This window comes from Nonomuraea sp. B19D2 (assembly GCF_040137845.1).
Taxonomy (GTDB): Bacteria; Actinomycetota; Actinomycetes; order Streptosporangiales; family Streptosporangiaceae; genus Nonomuraea.
On record NZ_JBEFAK010000015.1, the window covers coordinates 54,367 to 79,217 of the forward strand.

At 70.8% G+C, this 24,851-nt stretch carries 22 protein-coding genes; 15 read left to right on the forward strand and 7 right to left on the reverse strand.

Annotation, left to right across the window (positions count from 1 at the left end):
* Positions 1-29: 29 nt before the first annotated feature.
* The 3 genes from ABN273_RS26655 to ABN273_RS26665 are packed head-to-tail and all read left to right on the forward strand — an operon-like array spanning position 30 to position 2,247.
* Positions 30-785: a LamB/YcsF family protein gene (locus ABN273_RS26655; protein WP_349451745.1), complete on the forward strand. Its 756-nt coding sequence runs from the start codon at positions 30-32 to the stop codon at positions 783-785.
* Positions 782-1,396, forward strand: a complete 615-nt coding sequence (locus tag ABN273_RS26660; protein ID WP_349451746.1) for a 5-oxoprolinase subunit B family protein — start codon at positions 782-784, stop codon at positions 1,394-1,396. The genes ABN273_RS26655 and ABN273_RS26660 overlap by 4 nt, the downstream gene beginning before the upstream one ends.
* Positions 1,393-2,247, forward strand: coding sequence for a 5-oxoprolinase subunit C family protein (locus ABN273_RS26665; RefSeq protein ID WP_349451748.1), 855 nt, complete (start codon positions 1,393-1,395; stop codon positions 2,245-2,247). Before ABN273_RS26660 ends, ABN273_RS26665 begins: the two co-directional genes overlap by 4 nt.
* On the opposite strand, the gene ABN273_RS26670 is transcribed toward ABN273_RS26665, so the two are convergent.
* Entirely contained in the window at positions 2,225-3,055 is an 831-nt protein-coding gene (locus ABN273_RS26670; RefSeq protein ID WP_349451749.1) for a PhzF family phenazine biosynthesis protein, read from the reverse strand. The genes ABN273_RS26665 and ABN273_RS26670 overlap by 23 nt on opposite strands.
* 60 nt (positions 3,056-3,115) lie before the next feature.
* On the opposite strand from ABN273_RS26670, the gene sthA reads away from it, so the two are divergent.
* A complete protein-coding gene (gene sthA, locus ABN273_RS26675) occupies positions 3,116-4,531 on the forward strand; it encodes a Si-specific NAD(P)(+) transhydrogenase (protein ID WP_349451750.1) in 1,416 nt (471 codons plus the stop codon).
* A gap of 63 nt (positions 4,532-4,594) precedes the next feature.
* On the opposite strand, the gene ABN273_RS26680 is transcribed toward sthA, so the two are convergent.
* Positions 4,595-5,254, reverse strand: a complete 660-nt coding sequence (locus ABN273_RS26680; protein WP_349451751.1) for a DoxX family protein — start codon at positions 5,252-5,254, stop codon at positions 4,595-4,597.
* A gap of 35 nt (positions 5,255-5,289) precedes the next feature.
* Positions 5,290-6,819 (reverse strand): MFS transporter, encoded by a 1,530-nt coding sequence (locus ABN273_RS26685; RefSeq protein WP_349451752.1) that lies wholly within the window; start codon positions 6,817-6,819, stop codon positions 5,290-5,292.
* 260 nt (positions 6,820-7,079) lie between these two features.
* Between ABN273_RS26685 and ABN273_RS26690 the strand changes: the two genes are divergently transcribed.
* From ABN273_RS26690 to ABN273_RS26725, 8 genes are all read left to right on the forward strand, one after another.
* Complete coding sequence (locus ABN273_RS26690; protein WP_349451753.1) at positions 7,080-8,897, forward strand: tetratricopeptide repeat protein; 1,818 nt, start codon at positions 7,080-7,082, stop codon at positions 8,895-8,897.
* 11 nt (positions 8,898-8,908) lie between these two features.
* Positions 8,909-9,805, forward strand: a complete 897-nt coding sequence (locus ABN273_RS26695) for a haloalkane dehalogenase (RefSeq protein WP_349451754.1) — start codon at positions 8,909-8,911, stop codon at positions 9,803-9,805.
* A gap of 64 nt (positions 9,806-9,869) precedes the next feature.
* Positions 9,870-12,221 carry an AAA family ATPase gene (locus tag ABN273_RS26700; protein ID WP_349451755.1) on the forward strand — a complete coding sequence of 784 codons (2,352 nt, stop codon included), beginning with the start codon at positions 9,870-9,872 and terminating at the stop codon, positions 12,219-12,221.
* A 204-nt stretch (positions 12,222-12,425) separates the two neighbouring features.
* Positions 12,426-13,409, forward strand: coding sequence for an ABC transporter permease (locus ABN273_RS26705; RefSeq protein WP_349451756.1), 984 nt, complete (start codon positions 12,426-12,428; stop codon positions 13,407-13,409).
* Positions 13,409-14,323 (forward strand): ABC transporter permease, encoded by a 915-nt coding sequence (locus ABN273_RS26710; protein WP_349451757.1) that lies wholly within the window; start codon positions 13,409-13,411, stop codon positions 14,321-14,323. The genes ABN273_RS26705 and ABN273_RS26710 overlap by 1 nt, the downstream gene beginning before the upstream one ends.
* Positions 14,320-16,332 carry a dipeptide ABC transporter ATP-binding protein gene (locus ABN273_RS26715; RefSeq protein ID WP_349451758.1) on the forward strand — a complete coding sequence of 671 codons (2,013 nt, stop codon included), beginning with the start codon at positions 14,320-14,322 and terminating at the stop codon, positions 16,330-16,332. The genes ABN273_RS26710 and ABN273_RS26715 overlap by 4 nt, the downstream gene beginning before the upstream one ends.
* 30 nt (positions 16,333-16,362) lie before the next feature.
* Positions 16,363-18,057 carry an ABC transporter family substrate-binding protein gene (locus tag ABN273_RS26720; protein WP_349451759.1) on the forward strand — a complete coding sequence of 565 codons (1,695 nt, stop codon included), beginning with the start codon at positions 16,363-16,365 and terminating at the stop codon, positions 18,055-18,057.
* A 40-nt stretch (positions 18,058-18,097) separates the two neighbouring features.
* Entirely contained in the window at positions 18,098-19,339 is a 1,242-nt protein-coding gene (locus ABN273_RS26725; RefSeq protein WP_349451760.1) for a DNA glycosylase AlkZ-like family protein, read from the forward strand.
* Positions 19,340-19,393: 54 nt separating this feature from the next.
* Here the strand turns inward: ABN273_RS26725 and ABN273_RS26730 are convergent, their stop codons facing one another.
* A complete protein-coding gene (locus ABN273_RS26730; protein ID WP_349451761.1) occupies positions 19,394-19,639 on the reverse strand; it encodes a metallothionein in 246 nt (81 codons plus the stop codon).
* A 303-nt stretch (positions 19,640-19,942) separates the two neighbouring features.
* Here ABN273_RS26730 and ABN273_RS26735 point away from each other — a divergent pair, with 303 nt between their 5' ends.
* The 3 genes from ABN273_RS26735 to ABN273_RS26745 all read left to right on the forward strand — a co-directional run bounded on the left by ABN273_RS26735 (position 19,943) and on the right by ABN273_RS26745 (position 21,649).
* A complete protein-coding gene (locus tag ABN273_RS26735; RefSeq protein WP_349451762.1) occupies positions 19,943-20,392 on the forward strand; it encodes a hypothetical protein in 450 nt (149 codons plus the stop codon).
* 334 nt (positions 20,393-20,726) lie between these two features.
* Positions 20,727-21,170, forward strand: a complete 444-nt coding sequence (locus ABN273_RS26740; RefSeq protein WP_349451763.1) for a carboxymuconolactone decarboxylase family protein — start codon at positions 20,727-20,729, stop codon at positions 21,168-21,170.
* 311 nt (positions 21,171-21,481) lie between these two features.
* Positions 21,482-21,649: a hypothetical protein gene (locus tag ABN273_RS26745; RefSeq protein WP_349451764.1), complete on the forward strand. Its 168-nt coding sequence runs from the start codon at positions 21,482-21,484 to the stop codon at positions 21,647-21,649.
* Positions 21,650-21,694: 45 nt separating this feature from the next.
* Here the strand turns inward: ABN273_RS26745 and ABN273_RS26750 are convergent, their stop codons facing one another.
* The 3 genes from ABN273_RS26750 to ABN273_RS26760 form a co-directional block, all read right to left on the reverse strand.
* On the reverse strand, positions 21,695-22,315 hold the full coding sequence (locus tag ABN273_RS26750; RefSeq protein WP_349451765.1) for a pyridoxamine 5'-phosphate oxidase family protein: 621 nt from the start codon (positions 22,313-22,315) through the stop codon (positions 21,695-21,697).
* 102 nt (positions 22,316-22,417) lie between these two features.
* Positions 22,418-23,470, reverse strand: a complete 1,053-nt coding sequence (locus ABN273_RS26755; protein ID WP_349451766.1) for a PrsW family intramembrane metalloprotease — start codon at positions 23,468-23,470, stop codon at positions 22,418-22,420.
* Between the two features lie 80 nt (positions 23,471-23,550).
* Positions 23,551-24,762 carry an amidohydrolase gene (locus tag ABN273_RS26760; RefSeq protein ID WP_349451767.1) on the reverse strand — a complete coding sequence of 404 codons (1,212 nt, stop codon included), beginning with the start codon at positions 24,760-24,762 and terminating at the stop codon, positions 23,551-23,553.
* Positions 24,763-24,851 lie beyond the last annotated feature (89 nt).

Consider the following 24,851-nt stretch of genomic DNA (forward strand, 5'->3'; position numbering starts at 1 on the left):
GGACAGGCGCCGAGATAGCCTCTACTGCCATGGTGATCGACCTCAACGCGGACCTGGGCGAGGGCTTCGGGATCTGGCGGCTCGGCGACGACCTCGCGCTGCTCGACATCGTCACGAGCGCCAACGTGGCCTGCGGGTTCCACGCGGGCGACCCCGTGACGATCAGGCGCACGTGCGCGGCGGCCGTCGACCGCGGGGTGACGATCGGGGCGCAGGTGTCCTACCGCGACCTGGCGCACTTCGGGCGCCGGGAGATGGACGTCGAGCCGGAGGAGCTGTGCGCCGAGGTGCTCTACCAGATCGCGGCGGTCGACGGCATCGCCAGGGCGATGGGCGGCCGGGTCTCCTACGTCAAGCCGCACGGCGCGCTCTACAACCGGATCTGCCGTGACGAGGTGCAGGCGGCGGCGTTGATCGACGCGGTGGCCGACTACGACCCCTCGTTGCCGGTGCTGACGCTGCCCGGCTCGGCGGTGCACGCGGTGGCGGCGGCCGAGGGCGTCCCGACGGTGAGTGAGGCGTTCGCCGACCGGGCGTACACGCCCGAGGGCATGCTGGTGCCGCGCAGGGAGGCGGGCGCCGTCATTCACGACGTCGCCGCGGTGGCCGCCCGTGCCCGCCAGATGGCCGTGCAAGGCTCTGTGACGGCCGTTGACGGCAGTTCCGTACCTATTTCCGCCCGTTCCATCTGCGTCCACGGGGACACGCCTGACGCCGTCAGGCTGGCGCAGGGGGTGCGGGACACGTTGCTGGCGGCCGGAGTGGTCCTGCAGGCGTTCGCGTGATCCGTACGGCCGGGGAGCACGGGCTGCTCGTGGAGACCGGGTCCCTGGAGCTGTCGCACCGGCTCGACGCGGCGCTGCGGGCCGACCGGCCCGAAGGGGTGGTCGAGATCGTGCCGGGGCCCGAGACCGTGCTCGTGGTGGCTCCGGGCGCGGATCAGGGGCGGTTGCGGGCGCGGCTGGCGGACGTCGTCGCGCGAGAGCGCGGCAAGGGCGGTGTTCAGGCGGCCGAGGGGGCGGTCGTGACGATTCCCGTCGTCTATGACGGCGCGGATCTCGATTCCGTCGCGGCGCTGGCGGGGATCAGCGTGGACGAGGTGATCTCCCGGCACTCGGGGCGCGAGCTGGTGGTGGGGTGGCTGGGGTTCGCGCCCGGGTTCGCCTATCTGACCGGGCTCGATCCGGTGCTGGAGATGCCCAGGCTGGACACGCCGCGCACGTCGGTGCCCGCCGGGTCGGTGGCGGTGGCGGGGCCGTACTCGGCGGTCTATCCGACCGCCTCGCCGGGCGGGTGGCGGCTGCTCGGGCGTACGTCCGTGCGGGTGTGGGACGTGGCGGCCGAGCCGCCCTCGCTGTTCAGACCGGGCATGCGCGTGCGATTCGAGCCAGCATGATCGAGGTGTTGGTCCCCGGTCCGTACGCGACGGTCCAGGATCTGGGGCGGCCCGGTTTCGCCCATTTGGGGGTGCCCCGCTCGGGTGCTGCCGACGCGAGGAGTCTGCGGCTGGCCAACCGGCTCGTGGGCAACGCGGAGGGGCTGGCGGGGATCGAGCTGACGCTGGGCATGGCGCGGCTGCTGTTCCACGACGGCGCGTGGGTGGCGCTGGCGGGCGCGCCCGTGGACGCCGGCGCCGCCCATGCGCCGTCGGCGGGGATGGGCGCGCCGTTCTGGGTGCCGTCGGGCGCGGAGCTGCGGCTCGGCATGCCCGCCTGGGGCCTGCGCACCTATCTGGCCGTGCGCGGCGGAATCGCGGTCGAGCCCGTGCTCGGCAGCCGGTCCACCGACTCGCTGTCCGGGCTCGGGCCCGAGCCGCTGCGGGCGGGCACGCTGCTGCCCGTCGGCCCGCCGGAAGGCGAGATCGCCGCCGATCTGGCGCCGCCGCCCGACCCCCGGCCCGCCGTGCTCCGGGTGACGCCCGGGCCGCGTGACGACTGGTTCGCGCCGGACGCGCTGGGCGTGCTGTGCGCGCGGCCGTACACCGTGAGCCAGGACAGCAACCGCGTCGGGGTGCGCCTGAACGGCGCCGAGCTGGTCAGGGCCAGGAAGGGAGAGCTGCCGAGCGAGGGCATGGTCACCGGGGCGATCCAGGTGCCGCCGAGCGGGCAGCCGATCGTCTTCCTCGCCGACCACCCGCCGACCGGCGGCTATCCGGTGATCGGCGTCGTACGCGAGGCCGACCTGCCGGTCGCCGCCCAGCTGCGGCCGGGCGACGAGGTGCGGTTCACAGTTCGGCCTGGCCGGTGACGCAGGTCACGACGGACCCGCTCACCCACACGTTCCCCTCCTCGTCGGTGGAGATGTGCACCCGTCCTGAACGGTCGAGCACCGTGCCCTGGCTCGCCACGTACGGGGCCTTGGCCCGGTCGGTGCGCAGCAGCCACTGCGCGAGCGAGGCGTTGAAGCTGCCGGTCACGGGGTCCTCGATGGTGGAGCCGTGCGCGTGCGTGAACGCCCGCACCTCGAAGTCGTACGGCGCCCCCTCGGGGTACGGGCCCGCCACGCCCAGGAAGCACGGGACGAGCCCGGGACGCAGCGCGAGCACCGACTCGGCGTCCGCCAGCAGCACCGCCGCCCAGCCGGGGCCGTTGTCCGCCCACTCCGCGTCCACGATGTCGGCGCGCCCGATCCCCAGCGCGTCGGCGATCTTCTGCACGAGCGGCTCCTCCACGGGCCCGGACCTCAGCAGAGGCGGCGCCTGGAACGCCAGCCCGTCGCCGGTCCTGCGCACCCGCACCAGCCCGGCCCCGCACTCCTGGACGATCTCACCCTCCGTCCGCGGCACTCCCCCGGCCTCCAGCCAGGCGTGACAGGTGCCCAAGGTCGGGTGCCCCGCGAACGGCAGTTCCTCGGTCGCGGTGAAGATCCGCACGCGGTAGTCCGCCTCGGGCGTGCTCGGGGGCAGCAGGAACGTGGTCTCGGCCAGGTTCGTCCAGGAGGCGAACCGCTGCATCTCCTTGGAGGTCAAGCCCTCGCCGTCGAGCACGACCGCGAGCGCGTTTCCGTGGTACGGGGTGGCGGTGAAGACGTCCACCTCGGTAAATGGGCGCAACATACCTGGAGTCTCGCAGACAGGGTCTTTTCCCGTTGACACAGCACCCCCAGACTGGGGGGTGTGGCGGACTTTGATGTGGTGGTGCTGGGTTCCGGGCCGGGCGGGCAGAAGGCCGCGATCGCGGCGGCGAAGCTCGGCAGGCGTGTCGCGGTGGTCGAGAAACGGCACATGATCGGCGGCGTGTGCATCAACACGGGCACGATCCCGTCGAAGACCCTGCGCGAGGCCGTCCTCTACCTCACAGGGCTCAACCAGCGGGAGCTGTACGGCGCGAGCTACCGCGTCAAGGACGAGATCACGGTCTCCGACCTCGGGATGCGCACGCAGCACGTGATCGGCCGGGAGATCCAGGTCATCCGCAGCCAGCTCGCCCGCAACCACGTCACCGTGTTACAGGGCACCGGCCGCTTCCTGGACCCGCACACGATCGGGATCATCCATGAGGAGGGCAAGACCGAGGAGACGAAGATCTCCGCCGAGAAGATCGTGATCGCCACCGGCACGTCACCCGCCCGTCCCGGCACAGTCGAGTTCGACGACAGGACGATCATCGACTCCGACGCGATCCTCCATCTCGACCGGATCCCCGAGACGCTCGTCGTGGTGGGGGCCGGGGTCATCGGCATCGAGTACGCCTCCATGTTCGCCGCGCTCGGCACCAAGGTCACGGTGGTGGAGCGGCGCGAGCGCATGCTGGAGTTCTGCGACCTGGAGATCGTGGAGGCGCTGAAGTACCACCTGCGCGACCTGGCCGTGACCTTCCGCTTCGGGGAGAACGTGGCCGCGGTCGAGCTCCGCCCGGGCGGGGCGCTGACCCTGCTGGAGAGCGGCAAGAAGATCCCCGCCGACTGCGTCATGTACTCGGCCGGGCGGCAGGGCAAGACCGCCGAGCTGTGCCTGGAGGCCGCCGGACTGGCCGCCGACGACCGCGGGCGGATCGCGGTGGACGCCAATTACGCCACCGAGGTGCCGCACATCTACGCCGTGGGCGACGTGATCGGCTTCCCCGCGCTGGCGGCCACCTCCATGGAGCAGGGCAGGCTGGCCGCGCAGCACGCGTGCGGGGAGCCGGTCGACGACATGCACGAGCTGCCGCCCATCGGGATCTACACCATTCCCGAGATCAGCTTCGTCGGCCGGTCGGAGGACGAGCTGACCCGGGACAAGGTGCCGTTCGAGGTGGGCATCTCGCGCTACCGCGAGCTGGCCAGGGGCCAGATCATCGGCGACTCGTACGGGATGCTCAAGCTGCTCGTCTCCCCCGAGGACCGGCGGTTGCTGGGCGTACACGTGTTCGGTACGGGGGCGACGGAGCTCGTGCACATCGGGCAGACGGTCATGGGGTGCGGCGGGACGGTCGACTACCTGGTCAACGCCGTGTTCAACTATCCGACGCTGGCCGAGTCGTACAAGGTGGCCGCGCTGGACGCGATGAACAAGATGCGGGTGGTCGCCCGGCTCACCGCCGGCATGTGATCACGACAGCGTCCACTGCTGGGCGGCGCTGCCGTTGCCGGGGAAGGCGGCCATGGGACAGGGTCAGTCGGCGGCGGGGCGGCGGGTGCGGGCCGCGGGCTTCTTGCGGCCCGCCACCAGCGTGTCGCCCGGTGCCGGAGCAGGACTCTCCGCCGCCGTGGCGTCCTTGTCCTTGCTCTGGGTGCGCGGCCGCGGGTGTGGGGCCGTGTCCTCCGTGGCCGAGGCCGGGGGGTTCTCCGGGTCGGGGGCCGGCGGTTTGTCGGGCTCCCGGAGTGCGGCGATGACGCGGTCCGCCTCGGTGTCGGCGGCGAACTCGTTGGCGGCCTCCGACTCCCTCCGCCGGATCACCACCATGTGGTCCACCGACACCCGCCCCGCGCCCACCACGGCGAGCAGGAGGGAGGCGGCCCCGAGGAGGATGAGCTCGTTCATGCTGATCGGATTGAGCGGCGGCGCCACCAGGAAGACCGCCAGCGCCTCGGCGAACAGGATCAGCCCGGTGATCGAGACGGCCAGGCCGGCGATCAGGAGCGCGCCGCCGATGAGCTCGGTGAGCATGGTGACCGTGGCCCACGCGCCGGGTGCGGGGGCGCCCTGGTGGAGGAACTTCGCTCCGGTGGCCTTCAGGCCGTCTTCCAGCTTGGTCCAGCCGTTGGCGAAGAAGATGCCGCCCACGCCGACGCGGGCGACTAAAGCAGCAAGATCACGGAGGGCCTGTTTCACGGTAGTTGTCTGCCCTAATCGGGACATGGCACACCTCAATCACGGCTGAGCAGCATGGCCACCGCGACGGCGGTCAGGCTGAGCAGGACGACGCTGACGACCACGGTCGTGTGCAGAGCGTTCACGAAGGCCCACCGCGCGGCGTCCATGAGCGCGCCGCCGGCGCTGCCGCCGACCTGGTGGGCGACGTGCGCGGCCCCCGCGAGCGACTGCCGGGCCTGGTCCATGCCGCTCGCGGACACCCCTGGTACGGAGGGCAGGCCGGGGGCGTACACGATCGTGGTGATGGTGCCGAGCACGGCCACGCCCAGCCCGGCGCCCAGCTCGTACGCGGTCTCCTCGATGGCCGCGGCCCCGCCCGCCTGGGACTCCGACGCCGACGACATGATCGTGTCGGAGGCGGCGAGCAGCGCCACCTGCACCCCGAACCCGATGCCCACGAAGCAGAGCGCCAGCATGCCGGGATGGCCTTCGACCCCCCAGGTCAAGGTGGGGGTCATGGAGAGCGCGACGAGCCCGAGCCCGCCGCTCATCGTGGCCCGCATGCCGATCCTCGGCAGGATGTGGGCGGCGGCGAGCCCGCCGGAGATGGCCGAGATCACCAGCGGCAACATCCTGACCGCCGCGCGCAACGGCGAGTCGCCGAGCACGAGCTGCAGGTATTGGGCGAGCATGAGCTGCAGGCCCACCAGCGAGAACACACCGAGCAGCACACCCGCCACCCCGGTCGCGAACTCGCGCCGCCTGAACAGCCCGACCTCAAGCAGCGGCGCGCGCAAGCGCAGCTGGCGGCGTACGAACATGCCCAGCAGGCCGAGCCCGGCCAGGAACACCAGCACCGAGGCCCACAGCGGCATCAGGCTGCCCGCGCCCGCCTCCTTCAGCCCGAACGCCAGCGCCAGGATGCCGAACACGGACAGCACCGCGCTCGCGCCGTCCCACGAGCGGCCCTTGCGTACGGGCGACTCGGGGAGCAGGCGTACGGCGGCGGGCAGCAGCGCCAGCAGGATCGGCACGTTGATCAGGAAGACGGCGCCCCACCAGAAGCCGACGAGCACGCCGCCGATGAGCGGACCGACCGCCGCCCCGGCCGCCGCGACCGCGCTCCAGACGCCGAGCGCGATGGCGCGCTCACGCCTGTCGGTGAACACCTGGCGGATCAGCGAGAGCGTGGCCGGCATGATCATCGCGCCGCCGACGCCGAGCAGCGCCCTGGCCAGGATCAGCGTCAGCGGCGTCGGGGCGAACGCGGCCCCGGCCGAGGCCAGGCCGAACAGCACATAGCCGAACAGGACCAGCCGCTTGCGCCCGTACCGGTCGCCTAGCGTGCCGAACGTGATCAGTAGTGGCGCGACCACCAGGGAGTAGGTGTCGATGATCCACAGCAGCTCCACCGCGGAGGGCTCGAGCGCGGCGGTCAGCGCGGGCACCGCGATGTGCAGCACCGTGGCGTCGACCGTGATCAGCAACAAGCTCACGCACAGCAGCACGAGAATGGACCAACGGCGGTCCCGGTGGTCCTGATCGGCGGTCCGTATGAAAGGTGCGGCCTGTGTGACGGTCATGGGCCTCCTTGCAGGCCGATCCGTTGACAGGGCCCGCACGTGCTCTTGGTCGGTGGCGCGGGAAGCCCGGCTCGAGACTCGCTCCTCCCGAGCTCCTCGGCCTCGACTCCCACCGCTCCGGCTTGCGTCGCAGCTTAGGGCATGTCAGGCACTAGTCATAGCGGTATCGAATGATCCGCCCATGCCCGTAACCTCTCTAGAGAGATACAGCCATATGTCGGTATCTATCCAATATTGGCCTGCCAGCCGATCATGGACCCGTGGGGACCGACGCAAGTGGCAGAAATGACAACATTTCCGACAGGTCCTCACGTGAATGGTGTGACGAGGCTCTTGCCAGGCTGAACGCCGGCCGCCCCGAGTCCGCGCTCGACGCCGCCCGCCGCGCGGCCGACCTGGATCCGGGCGCGGAATGGGCGTACCGGCTCATCAGCCTGGCCCACGAACGGCTGGGCCGCGACGCCGACGCGGCGCCCGCCGCCGAGCGGGCCGTGGAGCTGGCCCGCGGCTCCTGGCCGGCCCGGCTGCGCCTGGCGGCGGTCCTGCGCCGCGTCCCCGGCCGCTGGCGGGAGGCGGTGGAGCACGCCGTGCTCGCCGGGAAGTTCGCGCCCGAGGAGCCCGGCCCCGAGGTCATGCGGGGCGACCTGGCCTTGCTGCGCGGCGAGCACACCGGCGCCGAGCAGTCGTACCGGACCGCGCTCGCCATCGACCCCGGCCATCCCCAGGCGCGCGTGAACCTCGGCCTGGCCCTGCTGCGCTGGGACCGGCCCCGCCCGCACCACGATCCCGCCTGGCCGATCGACCCGCGCGACACGGGCCGGGCCAGGCGGGCGCTGGAGGTCTGGTCCCGTCAGGCCCGCCTCCTGGTCGCCGCCGCCACGCTCGCGATCGCGGGGGTGGCGCTCCTCCTCGACTGGGGCCCGCAGGCCGTGCTCGGCGGGTTCGCGGTGCTGGTGCTGCTGGCGCCGCTGACGGTCAGGCAGGCGCGGCGGGTGGGCGTCTGGTCGTACGTGCCCGCGATGCTCCGCGGGGACCCCTGGCTCGGCGCGGCGCTCGTGTCGACGGCGGTGTCGGTGGTCGCTTTCGCCGCCTGGCTGCTGCTGGGGGCGATCCCCTCCGTACCGTCCGCGTTCGATCCGGTATGGGCGGGGCTGGCGGGCATCGTGGTGCTGGGCTGGCCGGCGCTGGCGGCCGTACGGGCGCTGGCCGAGGCGTGGCGCGGCCACCCTCTCCTGGCGCTGGCCGAAACCGTCCATGCCCGGACGAACCATGCGCGGGCGCGAGCCGAAATCATCCATCCCCGGACGAACCAGGCGCTGGCACAGGCAGAGCGCACTGCCCGGAGGAACGTCGGCGTGCTGCTCTGGATCGTCCTCGCCCGGACCTGGTCCGTGCTCGTCCCGCTCGTGGGCGGGGCCCTCACGGTGGAGCCGAGGGCGGCTGTCGCAGCGGTGGTGGTGCCGTACCCGATGGTCCGCGGCTACCTGCGCGCCCGCCATCGCGACGACCGGTGGCTGCCGGTCGCCACGGCACTCGTCGTCCTGTCCGCCACGGCCTGCGCGGCGGGCGGGCTGCTGGGAGCGTGGCGGATCGAGCCGGCCGCGGCATGGGCGTGGCGGGCCGGGCTGGGCGCGATGGCGGCGGCCGCGGTCGTGTTCGCCGTGAGGGCCTCGCGCGCCTGGTGGCGGGGCGGGCCGGGCCCGTGGCGGGCGTCCCTGATCATGTGCGACCTGCCGGTGGGCGCGGAGCCCTCCGTCGCGCTCGACCCGGAGGTGCGCCAGACCTTCTCCTACGCCCGCGGCGTCGTCCTGTCCTTCGGCGACTCCCTCGGCCCCAGGGTCGCGGGCGCGGTCGCCTCTGTCACCTCGTCCGGCGAGCTCCGGGTGATCACGGAGACGGAGGCGTGGGACGCCGTCGAGGCCGATCCCCGGGTGGCGGTGTTCGCGGCGGACCCGCTGCAGCGCAGGTTCTGGGTCGAGGTGCGCGGGATCGCCATGGCCGACTCGGACGTGCTGCGCGTCACCCCCAAGCAAGTGCTCGTTGGCGAGTTCCCCGGGCGACACCAGCGACGCCAGTAGAATCTTGTTCTATGCGTACCTTGCGCACACCGGACGAGCGCTTCGCAAACCTGCCCGGCTTCCCGTACGAGCCCCGCCACGCCGAGGTCGCCGACGGCCTGCGCATGGCGTACGTCGAGGCGGGTCCCGCCGACGGCGAGCCCGTCGTGCTCCTGCACGGCGAGCCGACCTGGTCGTTCCTCTACCGGCACGTCATGGGCGAACTGGCCGCGGCCGGGCTGCGCGCGATAGCGGTGGACCTGATCGGGTTCGGCCGCTCGGACAAGCCGGTCGATCAGGCCGAGCACACCTATGCCCGGCACGTCGAGTGGACCCGCGCGCTGCTGCTTGACGCGCTCGGCCTGCACCGCGTCACCGTGGTCGGCCAGGACTGGGGCGGGCTGATCGGGCTGCGGATCGCCGCCGAGCACCCCGCGAGCATCGCCAGGATCGTGGCGGCCAACACGGGCTTGCCCACGGGTGACATTCCCATGCCCGAGGTGTGGCACCGGTTCAAGGAGGCCGTGCTCAAGGCCCCGGTGCTGGACATCGCCAGGCTGGTTCAGGCGGGCTGCAAGACGGAGCTGTCCCGGGAGATCCGCGCGGCGTACGACGCGCCGTTCCCCGACGAGTCGTACAAAGCGGGCCCCCGCGCCATGCCGGGCCTCGTCCCGATCACGCCCGGCGACCCCGCCGCACCCGCCAACCGTGCTGCCTGGCAGGTTCTCACGACGCTCGACCGGCCGTTCCTGGTGGCGTTCTCCGACGGCGACCCGATCACCGGCGGCATGGCGCCCATCCTGCTCAGATCGATCTCCGGCACGTCCGGCCTGCGGCATCCCGTGATCCGCGGCGCCGGGCACTTCCTGCAAGAGGATGCGTGCGCGGAGCTCGGGCGGCAGATCGCCGCTTTCGTGACCGCCACCTAGCGTGTCAGGAGCGCCCAATCGTCGGTCCGGTGCGGTATAACCGGGGGCGGACCGGGGAGGCGTGATGCAGGAGTCCGGCAGGGCCCAGGCCGCGGGGCGGGCCGCGGCGCGGGATCTGTTCGAGAAGGTTCGGCTGCGTTATTACCAGATTCCCCCGGCCGTGCGCCGGGTGCTCTACGTGGTCGTGCTGGTCGCCGCCATGGGCGTGGGCGCGGCACTCGGGTGGAACCTGCTCACGACCTTCCCCGTCGTCCTGCTGCTGCTCGGGTTCATCGCGCTGACCATGCGCTTCCCCCGCGCCGCGGCCACCGTCCTGGTGGTGGCCGGCTGGGTGCCGCTGGCGCTGTACATCTTCTCCGGGCTGTTCCCCGCGGGCTCCAACGCGGTGCACCTGATGGTCATGCTGGCCCTGCCCGTCGCCGCGGCCGCCCACCTCATCCGCTGGGTGGCGCCGTGGGCGACCACGCTGCTGGCGCTCGCGCCCGCCGGCGTGCTCGCCGTGCCCTTCTCCTTCGTCGCCGCCGGCGTGGCGGTCTGGGCGGCGTACGCCGTGGCCGCCGTGGTGCTGGTCTACCGGTTCCTGCTGGCCCGCAAGGTGCGGGCGCAGCGCGCCGCGGCCGAGGAGCAGCAGGTACGCGTCAGGGTGCGCGAGGGCAGGCTCGAGCCGTCGCACGACAAGCCGGGCGGCCCGCCGCAGATCTCCGTCGAGGAGGCGCTCGGCGAGCTGGAGAGCATGGTGGGCCTGGCCCCGGTCAAGGAGCAGGTGCGTTCGATCGCCGCCTCCATCGAGGCGTCCAGGCTCCGCGCCGAGGCGGGCTACGCCACCGAGCGGCCCACCAGGCACTTCGTCTTCGTCGGCCCGCCCGGCACCGGCAAGACCAGCGTGGCCCGCACGCTGGCCAAGATCTTCTACGCGTTCGGCCTGCTGGAGACGCCCTACGTGGTCGAGGCGCAGCGGGCCGACCTGGTGGGCGAGTTCCTGGGCGCGACCGCGATCAAGACCAACGAGCTGGTCGACCGGGCGCTCGGCGGCGTGCTCTTCATCGACGAGGCGTACGGGCTGGTCAACTCCTCCGACGGGCAGCCCGACAGGTTCGGCGCCGAGGCCGTGCAGACGCTGCTCAAGCGGGCCGAGGACGACCGGGAGCGGCTGATCATCATCCTGGCCGGCTACGAGCAGGAGATGAGCTCGTTCCTGTCCAGCAACCCCGGCCTGGCCAGCAGGTTCGCCACCCGGGTGCGGTTCCCCGGCTACTCCCCCGCCGAGCTGGTCCAGGTCACCGAGCTGCTCCAGCGGCGCAGGGGCGACACGATGGACGGCGAGACCGGGCGGGTGCTGCTCGGCCTGTTCGAGGACGTGCACCGGCGCGGCCTGGTCGACGAGCTGGGCAACGCCAGGTTCGCGCGCAGCCTGGTCGAGGCCGCCGCGCAGGCCCGGGACGTACGCGTGGTGGGCGCGGGCGGCACCCCGACCACGCAGGACCTGGTGACCACCACGACGCCCGACGTGACCAAGGCGTTCGAGGAGCTGACCGCGCGGTTCCGCGGCTACGTCGCCACGCCCACGCTGGAGGAGGCGCTGGCCGACCTCGACAGGATGGCCGGCCTGGCGCCGGTCAAGCGGCAGGTGCACGCCATCGCGGCCCAGCTCCAGGTGGCGCGGATGCGGCAGGAGCGCGGGCTGCCCACGCCGCCGCAGATGCGGCACTTCGTGTTCGTCGGCCCGCCCGGCACCGGCAAGACCACGGTCGCCAGGGTCGTGGGCCGCATCTTCGCCGCGCTCGGCCTGCTGGCCAGGCCCGACGTCGTCGAGGCACACCGGGCCGACCTGGTCGGCCAGCACCTCGGCGCCACCGCGATCAAGACCAACGAGCTGGTCGACCGGGCGCTCGGCGGCGTGCTCTTCATCGACGAGGCCTACAGCCTGGTCAACCCCGGCTACCAGGGCGGCGACGCGTTCGGCGCCGAGGCCGTGCAGACGCTGCTCAAGCGGGCCGAGGACGACCGCGACCGCCTCGTGATCGTGCTGGCCGGCTACGAGCGTGAGATGGACTCGTTCCTGGCCACCAACCCGGGCCTGGCCAGCCGGTTCAACCAGCGCGTGGCCTTCCCCAGCTACTCCCCGCGCGAGCTGTCCGAGATCGCGGTGCTCCTGGCGGAGAAGTCCGGCGACACCTTCGACGACGAGGCGCTGCGCGACCTCGACGAGGTGTTCGCCTGGGTGTGCGAGGAGCGGCTGATCGACGGCCTCGGCAACGGCCGCTTCGCCAGGTCGCTGTTCGAGCGCGCCGGCATGCGCCGCGACGTGCGGCTGGCCGCCCACGCCTCGCGCGGCGGATCCGCCAGCTCGGCCGACCTGACGACGATCACCAGCGAGGACGTGCGCACCGCGGTGGACGAACTCTCCGGACGTTGACCGTCTCCGGCACATGCCTGCATGACGGACGTTGACCGTCTTCGGCGCGTGCCTGCATGACGGACGTTTACCGTCTTCGGCAAGTGCCTGCATGGCGGAGTCCCGGTCCACGCCATGTTCCCCCACAGTGACTGGGCGATATCGTAGAGTGAGCGGCGTCGGCGATGACCAAGCCGATGTGCGGTGCGCGGCGGAGGGGGAGCGATGGCGGGGTTCTTGGCCCGCAGGCTGCTCAACTACGTCGTGCTGGTCGTTGTGGCCGCCAGCCTCGCCTACCTTCTGGCGGCCACAGCCCTCGATCCCCGTTCCAACTACGCGGACCGCACACCCAAGCCTCCGCCTGCCGTCGTGGACGCGCAGCTCACGGCGCTCAACCTCAACGACAAGACACCGCTGCTGCAGCGTTATGCCACGTGGGCGAGCGGGGTGCTGCACGGCGACTTCGGCAAGTCCGTCGGCGGCGCTCCGGTCAACGACGATCTCAAGCGGCGCATGGGTGTGACGTTCCGGCTGGTCATGCTGGGGCTGGTGTTCGGAAGCCTGTTCGGGGTGCTGACCGGCGCCTTCGCGGCGGTCAGGCAGTACGGGTGGTTCGACCGGCTCTCGACGGGCCTGTCCTTCATGGTGCTCGCCGTGCCGGTCGTCGTGCTGGCCAACACGCTGATCCTGGTCGGCTCCTGGGCCAACGAGAACGTCTTCGGCCGCTCGGTGTTCCTGGTGAGCGGCGAATACAGCGTCGGGCTGGAGGCAGGGTTCTGGGGGCATCTGCTCGACCGGTTGCAGCACCTGATCCTGCCGACGATCTCGCTGTCGCTGGGCCTCATCGCGGTCTTCAGCCGCTACCAGCGCAACATGATGCTCGACGTGTTCGGCGCCGACTTCGTCCGCACCGCCAGGGCCAAGGGGCTGAGCAGGCGCCAGGCGCTCATCAAGCACGCGCTGCGGACCGCGCTCATCCCGGTGGCGACGTACTTCGCGTTCACGTTCGGGGCGCTGCTGATGGGGGCCACGTTCACCGAGAAGATCTTCGGCTGGCACGGGCTCGGCGAGCAGCTGATCAACTCCATCTTCAGCAACGACGTCAACACCGTCGCGGCCATCTCCTTCCTGGCGGCCGTCGCCGTGCTGTGCGCCTCGCTCGCCTCCGACCTGCTGCAGGCCGCGCTCGACCCGAGGGTGCGGGCGTGATGACGCTTTCCGACGAGGAACTGGCCGAGGAACTGTCCGGCGGCGCGCTCGCCAGGGCGCCGTCCAGGGTGCGGGTGGTCTCCGAGCGCTTCTTCCGCTCCAGGCAGGGGCAGGTCGGGTTCGCGGTGCTGGCGCTGATGTTCCTGCTGGCCTTCGCCGGCCCGCTGTTCAGCCGGTGGACGTACACCGACAAGGACTTCACCGCGTTCATGCAGCCGCCGTCGGCCACCCACTGGTTCGGAACGCTCCAAACCGGGTCGGACGTGTACGCGGTGACGCTGCGCGGCATGCAGAAGTCCCTGGTCGTGGGGCTGCTCGCGGCCCTGATCTCCACCGCGCTGGCGGCCGTGGTCGGGGCGTTCGGCGGCTACTTCCTGGGGTGGACGGACCGGGCGCTGAGCTGGGTGACGGATCTGCTGCTCGTGCTGCCCGGCTTCCTGATCCTGGCGATCATGTCGCCGCTGTTCGGCGCCGGGCAGTGGTGGCTGTTCGTGGTCATGCTGGCGCTGTTCCTGTGGATGGTCACCTCGAAGATCGTCAGGGGGATGACGATCTCGGTGAAGGAACGGGAGTTCATCCAGGCCGCCCGCTACATGGGCGTCTCCCCCGTACGGATCATCTTCCGCCACGTGCTCCCCAACCTGTCGTCGCTGCTGATCGTGGACGCCACGCTCAACGTCAGCAGCGCCATCCTCACCGAGACCTCGCTCTCCTACTTCGGGTTCGGCATCCAGCCGCCCGACGTGTCGTTCGGGACGCTCATCGCCGACGGGTCCAGGACGGCCGTCTACGCGCCGTGGACGTTCTGGTTCGTGGCGGGGCTGCTGGTGGTCACCGTGCTCGCGGTCAACCTCGTCGGCGACGCGCTGCGTGACGCGTTCGACCCCTCGGCTTCGCGGAAGGCGCGGCGGTGAGCCCGGTCCTCGAGGTCAGCGATCTGAACGTGTCGTTCGACGGCGTCCCGGCCGTGCGCGGGGTGAGCCTCGACGTACGGCCCGGCGAGGTCCTCGGCGTCGTCGGCGAGTCCGGCTCGGGCAAGTCGGTCACCTCGGCGGCCATCATGGGGCTGCTGCCACCGGGGGCGCGCGTCACCGGGTCCGTGCGGCTGCACGGCAAGGAGCTGATCGGGGCCTCCGATCGGCAGCTGACGTCCTTCCGCGGCAAGTCCATCTCGATGGTGTTCCAGGACCCGCTGTCCGCGCTGACCCCCGTCTACCGGGTGGGCGACCAGATCGCCGAGGCGGTGCGCGTGCACCAGCGGGTGAGCAAGGAGACGGCCCTGGTCAAGGCCGTCGAGCTGCTCGAACTCGTGGGCATCCCGCATCCGGCCGAGCGGGCGCTGGCCTTCCCGCACGAGTTCTCCGGCGGCATGCGGCAGCGCGTGGTGATCGCGATGGCCATCGCCAACGACCCCGACGTGATCATCTGTGACGAGCCGACCACGGCGCTCGACGTGACCATCCAGGCGCAGGTGCTTGAGGTGCTGAAGAAGGCGCAGCGCAAGACCGGCGCCGCGATCATCATGATCACGCACGATCTCGGGGTGGTGGCGGGGTTCGCCGACCGGGTGCTGGTCATGTACGCCGGGCGGCCCGTCGAGGTGGGCGACGTGGACGACATCTTCTACGGGACGCGGATGCCGTACACGGTGGGGTTGCTCGGCTCGATCCCGCGCGTGGACCGGGGCGGGCGGCAGCCGCTGGCCCCCATCGAGGGCAGCCCGCCCTCTCCGCAGGCGCTGCCGCCGGGGTGCCCGTTCGCGCCGCGCTGCCCGATGAAGATCGACGCGTGTGACGAGCGGGAGCCGCCGCTGTTCGAGGTGGGGGCGGGACACCGGGCGGCCTGCATCCGCTGGTCCGAGGTACGGCCGCGGGTGCCCGCGCCCGTCCACGCCGCGCCGGGGCCGCGGGCGCGCGACCAGCGCGCGGTGCTGGAGGTCCGCGACCTGGTCAAGGAATATCCGCTGCTCAAGGGGGCGGTGTTCAAACGCAGGGTGGGCACCGTGCACGCGGTGGCCGGGGTCAGCTTCGACCTCCGGCAGAGCGAGACGCTGGGGCTGGTGGGCGAGTCGGGCAGCGGCAAGACGACCACGCTGACGCAGATCCTGGAGCTGGCCCCGCCCCAGAGCGGCCGGATCGTCGTGCTCGGACACGACACCGCGCGGCTCGGCGGCTCCGAACGCAGGTCGATCAGGCGCGACATGCAGGTGGTGTTCCAGGATCCGCTGGCCTCGCTCGACCCGCGCATGACGGTGCACGACATCCTGGCCGAGCCGCTGCGTACGCACGGCAAGCGGCGGCCCGGGCGGCGGATCGGCGAGTTGCTCGCCCTGGTCGGGATGGACGCCTCACACGCCGCCCGCTACCCGCAGGACTTCTCCGGCGGCCAGCGGCAGCGCATCGGCATCGCCCGGGCGCTGGCGCTGGAGCCCCGGTTGCTGGTCCTCGACGAGCCGGTCTCGGCGCTGGACGTGTCGATCCAGGCCGGGGTGATCAACCTGCTCGGCTCGCTCAAGGCCCGGCTGGGGCTGTCCTATTTGTTCGTGGCGCACGACCTGGCCGTGGTGCGCTACATCGCTGACCGGGTGGCGGTGATGTACCTGGGCAGGATCGCCGAGATCGGCCAGGTGGACGCCGTCTTCGACGGCCCGGCACACCCGTACACGCAGGCTCTGCTGTCGGCGATCCCGCTGCCCGATCCGGTACGCGAGCGCGCACGGGAGCGGATCCTGCTCGAGGGCGACCTGCCCAGCCCGGCCAACCCTCCGACGGGCTGCAGGTTCCGCACCAGGTGCCCGAAGTTCCGCGCCGAGCTCACCGACGAGGAGCGGCGGCTCTGCGTGGACGTCGAGCCCGAGGTACGCCCGCTGGGCGAGGACCAGGGGGCGGCCTGCCATTACGCCGAAAGGCGCGAAGTCGTATAGACCTCGCTCAGACCAGGAGGAATTCGCTCGATGAAAGCATCACGTCTTGTCGTGGCCGTCGCTGTGGCGGGCTCGCTGTGCCTGGCGGGCTGCGGCAGAGGCCCGGGGGGCGGCCCAGAGGGCCAGGCGAGCGAGGGGGACGAGCGTACGATCAAGGCCTTCGACATCAACCTGCAGCCACGCGACAAGGTCAAGGACGGCGGGACGCTGCGGTGGGGGATCAACGAGTTCCCCTCACAGTGGAACAGGAACCACGTGGACGGCAACCTGGCCGTGGCCGCCGCGGTCAGCAACGCGCTGCTGCCCTCGCCGTTCCTGTCCAACGAGAAGGCGGAGATCTCGGTCAACCACGACTACGTGCTCGAGGCCGAGGTGACCCGGCAGCAGCCCAAGCAGGTGATCACGTACCGGCTGAACCCCAAGGCCAAGTGGTCCGACGGCAAGCCGATCACGTGGGCCGACTACCAGGCGCAGTGGCACGCGCTGAACGGGCGGAACCCCGCCTTCCACATCGCCTCGCCCACCGGCTACCAGGACATCGAGAAGGTGGCGCGGGGCAAGGACGACTTCGAGGTGGTGGTGACGTTCGACAAGCCGTTCGGGGACTGGCAGGCGTTGTTCGGGCCGCTGCTGCCGGCCGCCACCAACCGCACGCCCGACACCTTCGACCACGCCTGGCTGAACAAGATCCCGGTGACGGCGGGGCCGTTCAAGTTCGGGGGTTTCGACCAGACGGCCAAGACGATCACTCTCGTGCGGGACGACTCCTGGTGGGGGAACCGGGCCAAGCTCGACAAGATCATCTATCGGGCGTCGGAGCAGGACTCGCTGATCGGGGCGTTCAGCAACGGGGAGCTCGACATCATCGACGTGGGGCCGTCGGCTCCCGACTACGCGCGGGCCAAGGGCACGCCGGGGGCGCAGGTCCGGCAGGCAGCCGGACCCGATTTCCGGCATTTCACCTTTAACGGGTCCAGCGAGCTGCTCAAGGACCAGAGCGTGCGCCAGGCCATCCAGCTCGGCATCAACCGCCAGGCCATCGCGCAGTCGGACCTCCAGGGCCTGGACTGGCCGATCGCCCTGCTGAACAACCACTTCTTCATGAACACCCAGGAGGGCTACCAGGACAACGCCGGGAAACTCGGCGTATACGACCCCGCTCGCGCGCGGCAGCTCCTGGACGCCGCCGGGTGGAAGCTGAGCGGCGCGGTCAGGCAGAAGAACGGCAAGGTGCTCGATCTGCGGTTCGTGGTGCCGTCCGGGGTTCAGGTGAGCAAGCAGGAAGGGGAGCTGGCACAGAGCATGCTGGCCCAGATCGGCGTGAAGCTGACGATCAAGGCCGTGCCCAGCGACGACTTCTTCACCAAGTACGTCATCCCCGGCAACTTCGACATCACGCCCTTCGCGTACATCGGGACGCCGTTCCCCGTCTCCAGCAGCTATGGGATCTACGCGAACTCCCCCGACGGCAAGACGTGGAACGCCAACTTCGGCCGCACCGGCTCGCCCGCCATCGACCAGGCCATGAGCCGCGCCGCGCAGTCCCTGGACCCGGCGCGGGCCCGTATGTTGACGAATCAGGTGGATGAGCAGATCTGGCAGCTGGTCAACGTGCTGCCGCTCTACCAGCGCCCGCAGAACGTGGCGACCCGCCAGACGCTGGCCAACGTGGGGGCACGCGGCTTCTACGACGTCCGATACGAGGACATCGGCTTCACCCGCTGACCGCACGGGGTTGTCGGTGGCGAGGTGTAGATAAGTACGCGTGACGACGAAGGTGACCTGGCCCCAGATTCTCGCGTGGCGCCTGCGCAGACAGTTCGTGAGCCAGAGCGACGCGGCTGATGCCGTGGCGGTCGCCCGGCGGCTGTGCGGCGTCCAGACCCAGGTCGCCTCGTCGGCCCAGCTCGCGGTGGCGGTCAGGCGGGCCGGGCCCGACCACGACGAGATCGACAGGGCCCTGTGGAGCGACCGCACACTGGTCAAGACGTGGATCATGCGCGGCACCCTCCACCTCGTCCCGTCCGACACGCTGGCCGACTACTGCGCGGCCCTGAGCACGCTGCGCTTCTGGGAGAAGGGCTCGTGGCAGCGGGGCCACGGCGTCACGGCCGACGAGATCGCGGCGATCATCGACGCCGTCCCCCGCGCCCTGAGCCACGGAGCACCCGCCGAAGGGACGCCCGGCGCAGCGGCGTCCGGCAGAGGGATGTCCGGGGAAGCGGTGTCCGCCGAAGGCGCGCCCGGCGAAGCGGTACCCGGCGAGGGGACGTCCGGGGAAGCGGTGGCCAGAGAAGGGATAGCCGGCGAGCGGGCTCTCACCAGAGAAGAGCTTGTCGATGCCGTGGTGGCGGTGACGGGGGACGTTCACCTCAGAGAGGCGCTCACGTCCGGCTGGGGCGCCTTACTGAAGCCGCTGAGCCGCCTGGGCGAGCTCTGCTATGGCCCGCCCCGCGACAGCAGGGTGACCTTCACCGCCCCGCGCGCCTGGCTCCCGGCCTGGCCCGCCGCGCTTCCGCCGTACGAGGAGGCCGGTGTGCGGGTGGCCCGGGCGTTCCTGGGCGCGCACGGGCCGGCGACGCCGGAGATGTTCGACACGTGGCTGTTCGGCGGCGTGGCGAAGAAGGCGGTGCTCAAGGGGTGGTTCCGTGACCTCGCGCCTGAGCTGACCGAGGTCGAGACGGACGACGGCCAGACGCTGCCGGCGTTGACCGAGCACCTCGACGACCTGGCCGGCACCAGCCCCTCGGCCGAGGTTCACCTGCTGCCGGGCTTCGACCAGTACATCCTGGCGGCCCCACGCGCCCTCGCCCCGCTCATCCCTCCGCCACTCAAGCCCAAGGTGAGCCGCCAGGCGGGGTGGATCTCCCCCGTTGTGATCCACGAGGGCCGGGTCGCGGGCGTCTGGGAGGCCAAGAACGGCGACATCACCGTCGACCTCGCGTCCCCGGTCCCCCAGGGGCCTCTCGACGAGGCCATCGCCCGCGCCCGCTCCCTGCTGCCGTAGACGCGCCGACAACCGTAGACATGCGTGACGACCGTAGACGCGCGTGACGACCTGTCAGGTGGTGGCCATTACGCGGTCGACGATGCCCTTGGTGCCCTCCTCACGCGCGCAATGCGCGCAGCAGTACCAGTGCTCGCCCGACTGCACCCCATGTCCGATGACCTTGGTGCCGCAGTGCTCGCAGATGGGCGCCATTCCCTCGATCGCGCACTGGAAGCAGTCGAAGGTGTGCACCGCTCCCTGCGCATGCACCTCGAACGCCATGTCGTAGTCGTTTCCGCAGGTCTCGCAGACAGCCATGGTGATCCCCTTCACAGTCGATCCGCCGGGGGGATACCCGGTTACGTGGTCTTTCTTCCTCAAAGAACCACCAATTTCCCTAAACGGGCCACCGTACTCACCTCAGGGCCAATTCACCACGGAGCGGGCTCATCAGGGGTAGCCCAGGGCCGCGGGCAGGCCGAGCCGGCCGCAGAACCCCCAGAAAACGACACAGGCCGCACAGAACGCAATAGGCGGCATTCATCAGAACTTCCACCGGCTTTTCGGTAATGTCGCAGTAAAGATCAACGACATCCTTATTGCCGTGCCGAAGGGAAAATCGTGTTCATCCGATCGGTCATCGCGGCCGCCCTGGTCGCAGCTGGTGTCGTCGCCGTCCCCTCCGCCTCTTACGCCGCCACCGCCCCCTATACCCCCGAGCGCATCTGCGGCCCTGGCTTCCACCGCGTCAAGGACGGCCACCGAGCGATGGTGACGAAGAAGGGAGCGGTGTTCGGGCACGTGTACCTGATGTACAACAAGCGCAGCGGCAAGAACTGCGTGGCCGCGATCAAGACCAGATACACAGGTGTCCGCACGCTCACCGGCGCCTACCTGGAGGTGAAGAAGGGCGGCAAGTCGATGGATCAGCAGAAGTACAAGTACTACGCCGAGACCGGCCACATCGACGGCGCCTGGAAGTGCGTGAAGTACGGAGGCTGGACCACGAACCCGAGCGGCGACGTGGCGGCATCGGGCGGCCGCACTCTGTGGGGCAACTGCGCCGGCTGAACCACCCACGGAGGGCTGGGGGCTGGCATCCGTTCGCGGCGTGCAGCACGGCGGCACCCGCCGCGCGGCCGTCGCTTCCTCGGCGAACCGGTCGCGACCGCGCGATCGCCGGCCGCGTGCAGCACCTTGACCGCGACCCGGTTGCCGCCGGCGTCGTACACGACGCCCTGGCCGCCCGAACCCAGCCGTCCAGCGAGCCAGTAATCCCCGATGCGCTGGGGATCCCCCGCGCTCAGCGCCTCCACGGCGGGTTAGATGTCGTGCTTTTCGCGGAAGTTGTCACAAGAAGGGGGTCTGTCCCGTCCTCCTCTCGTAAGCACATGAGGAGGCTCAAATGACCCAGCGGATCAACGTCGCCAAGAACGTCCCGGAGGCGTACCACCACTTCATCGCCGTGGAGAAGCTGCTCCACGGCAGCGAGCTGCCGACCACCACCATCGAGCTCGTCAAGCTGCGCGCCAGCCAGATCAACGGCTGCGGCTACTGCGTGGACATGCACAGCCGCGACATGAAGAAGGCCGGTGAGAGCGACGAGCGGCTCTGGTCGGTGGTCACCTGGCGGGAGGCCACTGTGTTCACCCCGGCCGAGCGGGCCGCGCTGGCGCTGACGGAGGAGGCGACCAGGCTGGCCGACCGCGCGGCGGTGCCGGACGAGGTGTGGGAGGAGGCCGCACAGCACTACAGCGAGAAGCAGCTGGGGCTGCTCATCGTGGCCCTCGCGATGATCAACGCCTGGAACCGGATCGGGGTCACGGCCCGGCTCACCCCGGGAACCTGACCATTCGTGGAAATGCGTTGAGTGATCAGGCCGTAGCCGGTTAGGTTGGCGCGCATAGCGGGCGGCAAACGCCCGCCATGCCGCCGCCAAGTGGCGGCGGCGCCAGTTGTGAGCCGGCTTCGGGAGGGGGAGACCATGAGACGCGTCAGGGTCACGAAGACGGCGGCCAAGCGGCGCACGCGGCTGACCATGGAGCTGGACCTGCGGACACCGGCGGGTCGCACCCTTCCCTACTGACTTGTTCCTTACACCGAATTTATCGTGGGTTCTGTAGATAACAGAGGTAACAAAGTCATCACGGGGGGCTCACGATGAAGAGGCTTGTGGCGGTGCCGCCACGCATCGCCAGGCACAAGGTCCGCGACATTCGTTCCGCCGACCGCCGCAGGCTGCCCGCCGACCCCAAGGTGATCGACCTGCGCGCCTACACCGGCCGCAACGTCATCCTCTTTCCCGGCGGCCCCAGCCCCGCCGCCTGACGCTCCCGCCGCCCGGTTCCTTGACCGGGCGGCGGGCTTTCGCGGTCAGCCGTACAAGCGCTTGGTGTAAACCTCGCCGTAGTACGTCTCCAGCTCTTCGACGGTCTCCTCGACCGCTTGCACGTCCTTGACGAGCTTGGCATGCGAGGGCAGGACCTCGGGGGTCCAGGAGTCCGGCTTCCAGAGCGAGGAGCGCAGGAACGCCTTGGCGCAGTGGAAGAAGATCTGCTCGATCTCCACCACGAGCGCGAGGTGCGGGCGGTGGCCCTTGACGATCATCTCGTCGAAGAACGGGGCCTCGCGGACGAGCCTGGCCCGGCCGTTGACGCGCAGGGTCTCGCTGCGGCCGGGGATAAGGAAGATCAACCCCACATGCGGATTTTTGAGGATATTCAGGAATCCGTCCGCTCTGCGGTTGCCCGGGCGGTCCGGGATGGCGATCGTCGTGTCGTCGATGACGTGGACGAACCCGGCGGGGTCGCCCTTGGGCGAGACGTCGCAGTTTCCGGCGTCGTCGGACGTGGCGATCAGGCAGAACGGGGAGGCCGCCAGCCACTGCCGGTCGCGCTCGTGCAGCCGTACGCGCTCCTTGGTCACCGCCCTCGGCATGACCTCGCCGAGCAGCTCACGCAGCTCCGCCTCGGACCCGATCTCCGTCCAGCTCATCTGCTCTCCCTTCGGGGTTTCCCCCATTTTGTCAGGGCCCGTGACTCGGAATCCGTGACATTTCGCACAGCGAGACTCCCCCGCCCACCACGCGAGACGGCGTTACCAGCGGCGGGCGTGGGACATCGCGGCCAGGTACGTGTCGCGTTCCGCCGCGAACCGGGCCGGGTCCATGCCCTGGCGTTCGGCACGCAGGTGCAGCATGGTCAGCTCGGTCGCCGCATGCTGGTAGTCGCTCATGGCCCGGCCGAGTCCCACTCCCCTGGCCCACTTGCGGGCCGCCTTGCGCGCCGGCAGGGTGCTCAGCATGCGGACGTCGGCCGGGGTGACCAGCCCGGTCTGCTCGTAGCCGGGCAGGTAGACGCCCATCTTGGCGACGAGCTGGCGGCGCTCGACGACGGTCACGACGATCAGGAGCACGAGCGCCGCCATGATCACGAGGTACGCGGCGCCCAGCCAGGCCAGCGAGCCCGTGGTGGCGGCGCCGTTCCAGAGGCCGTGCAGGAAGACCGCGCCCAGGTAGCCGAGCAGGATGGCGGCGAGCCTGGCCGGCGTGCGCCGGGTGAGCGCGTACGCGACACCGAGGCCGATCAAGGACGTGTAGATGGGGTGGCCGAGCGGGTCGATGAGCCCTCGCATCACGAACAGCTGGACCGCCCCGCCGGCGCCGTCCGTGTCGTACGCGAGCAGGTAGTAGCCGACGTTCTCCACGGCTGCGAAGCCCAGGCCGGCCATGGACGCGTACACGATGCCGTCGGTGAGCCCGTCGATCTCCTGCCGCCTGCGCAGGAGCAGCAGCAGCGCCGAGGCCTTGAGCGCCTCCTCGATCACGGGGGCCAGCAGCACCTTGCCCACATCGTCGACGACCGCAGCGCCGAGCCCGGCTCTGGTGAACAGCGCCTGCCCCGCCATGGTCAGCGCGACGCCCAGCACGATCGCCACTCCCGCGCCCCACGCGAACGCGAACCCCAGGTGCAGCTTGGGCTCGGGCTCCAGCCGGTCGAGCGAGAGCACGGCCGCCAGCAGCACCGGCAGCGGCGCCACGGCCAGCAGCGCCGACAGGGCGAACCCGGCGGGCCCGCCCGACAGCAGCATGAGGGCCAGCACGATCAGCGCCAGGGCACTGGAGACCACCAGGCCGATCAGAAGTGCCACGCTGGGACGCTGCGCTGTCATCGTGATGCCTCTCTTCTCCGCCGGTGCGACCACTATGCGCGTCGCCGATCTACGGGTGCTTAACGGTCACTTGATTCCCGGAAATACGGATCCGCCACGACGGGCTCGCCGGCGGCGTACGTGTACACCTCCCGGCCGGAGACGAACACGCGCAGCGCCCGGCTCATGACGTCCAGCGGGTCCCCCGACCAGATCACCACGTCGGCGTCGAGCCCAGGCCTCAGCGCGCCCACCCGGTCGTCGATGCCCATGATCCGGGCCGGGTTCAGCGTGATCGAGCGCAGCGCCTCGGCCGGGTCCAGGCCCTCCTTGACCGCCAGCGTGGCCTGGTGGACGAGGAAGTGGATCGGCACGACGGGATGGTCGGTGGTGATGGCCAGCGCCACCCCGGCCCGGGCGAGGATGCCCGGGTTGCGCAGCGAGCGCTGCCGCAGCTCGACCTTGGAACGGGCGGTGAAGAGCGGGCCGATGATGACGGGGACGTTCCTGGCGGCCAGGGTGTCGGCCAGCAGGTGGCCCTCGGTGCCATGGTTGATGATCAGGCGGTACCCGAACTCGTCGGCCAGCCTGAGCGCGGTGGCGATGTCGTCTGCCCGGTGCGTGTGCTGGCACCACGGCAGCTCGCCGTCCAGCACGCGGGCCAGGATCTCCAGCGTGCCGTCGCGGTCGAACGGCTTGCTCTCTGCCGCGGCCGCCGCCCGCCTGGCCTGGTAGTCCTGTGCCTTCATGAACGCGTCCCGGATCACCGCGGCCACGCCCTGCCGGGTGGAGGGCAGCTTCTTCTGGTCGCCGTACACGCGCTTGGGGTTCTCACCGAGCGCGCTCTTGACGCTCGCCGGCTCCTTGATCAACATCTCGTCCACGGTCCTGCCCCAGCACTTGACCGCGACCGTCTGCCCGCCGATCGGGTTGCCGGAGCCGGGCTTGATCACGGCGGTCGTGACGCCGCCCGACAGCGCGTCGGCGAAGGCCAGGTCGGCGGGGTTGATGGCGTCGAGCGCGCGCAGGCGGGCGCCGTTCGGGTCGGTCATCTCGTTGGTGTCCTGGCCGGCCCAGCCCTCGGCCTCCTCGTGCACCCCGAGGTGGCCGTGGGCCTCGACGAAGCCGGGCAGCACCCAGCCGCCCGCCGCGTCCACGACGGGGATCCCCTCGGGCACGGCCACGTCCCGGCCAACCGCGACGATCTTCCCGTTCTTTACGAGCACAGTGCCGCCGTCGACGGGGTCGCCGTCAATCGGCACGACATATCCACTGGTAATGGCAAAATTCATGGCTTGTAACTTATCGGGCGGCGAGTAGCAGCCTCAGGTGGCACAGCCTCGTCGAGGCCCCGCACAGCTGGGGATAGGCTGACATATCC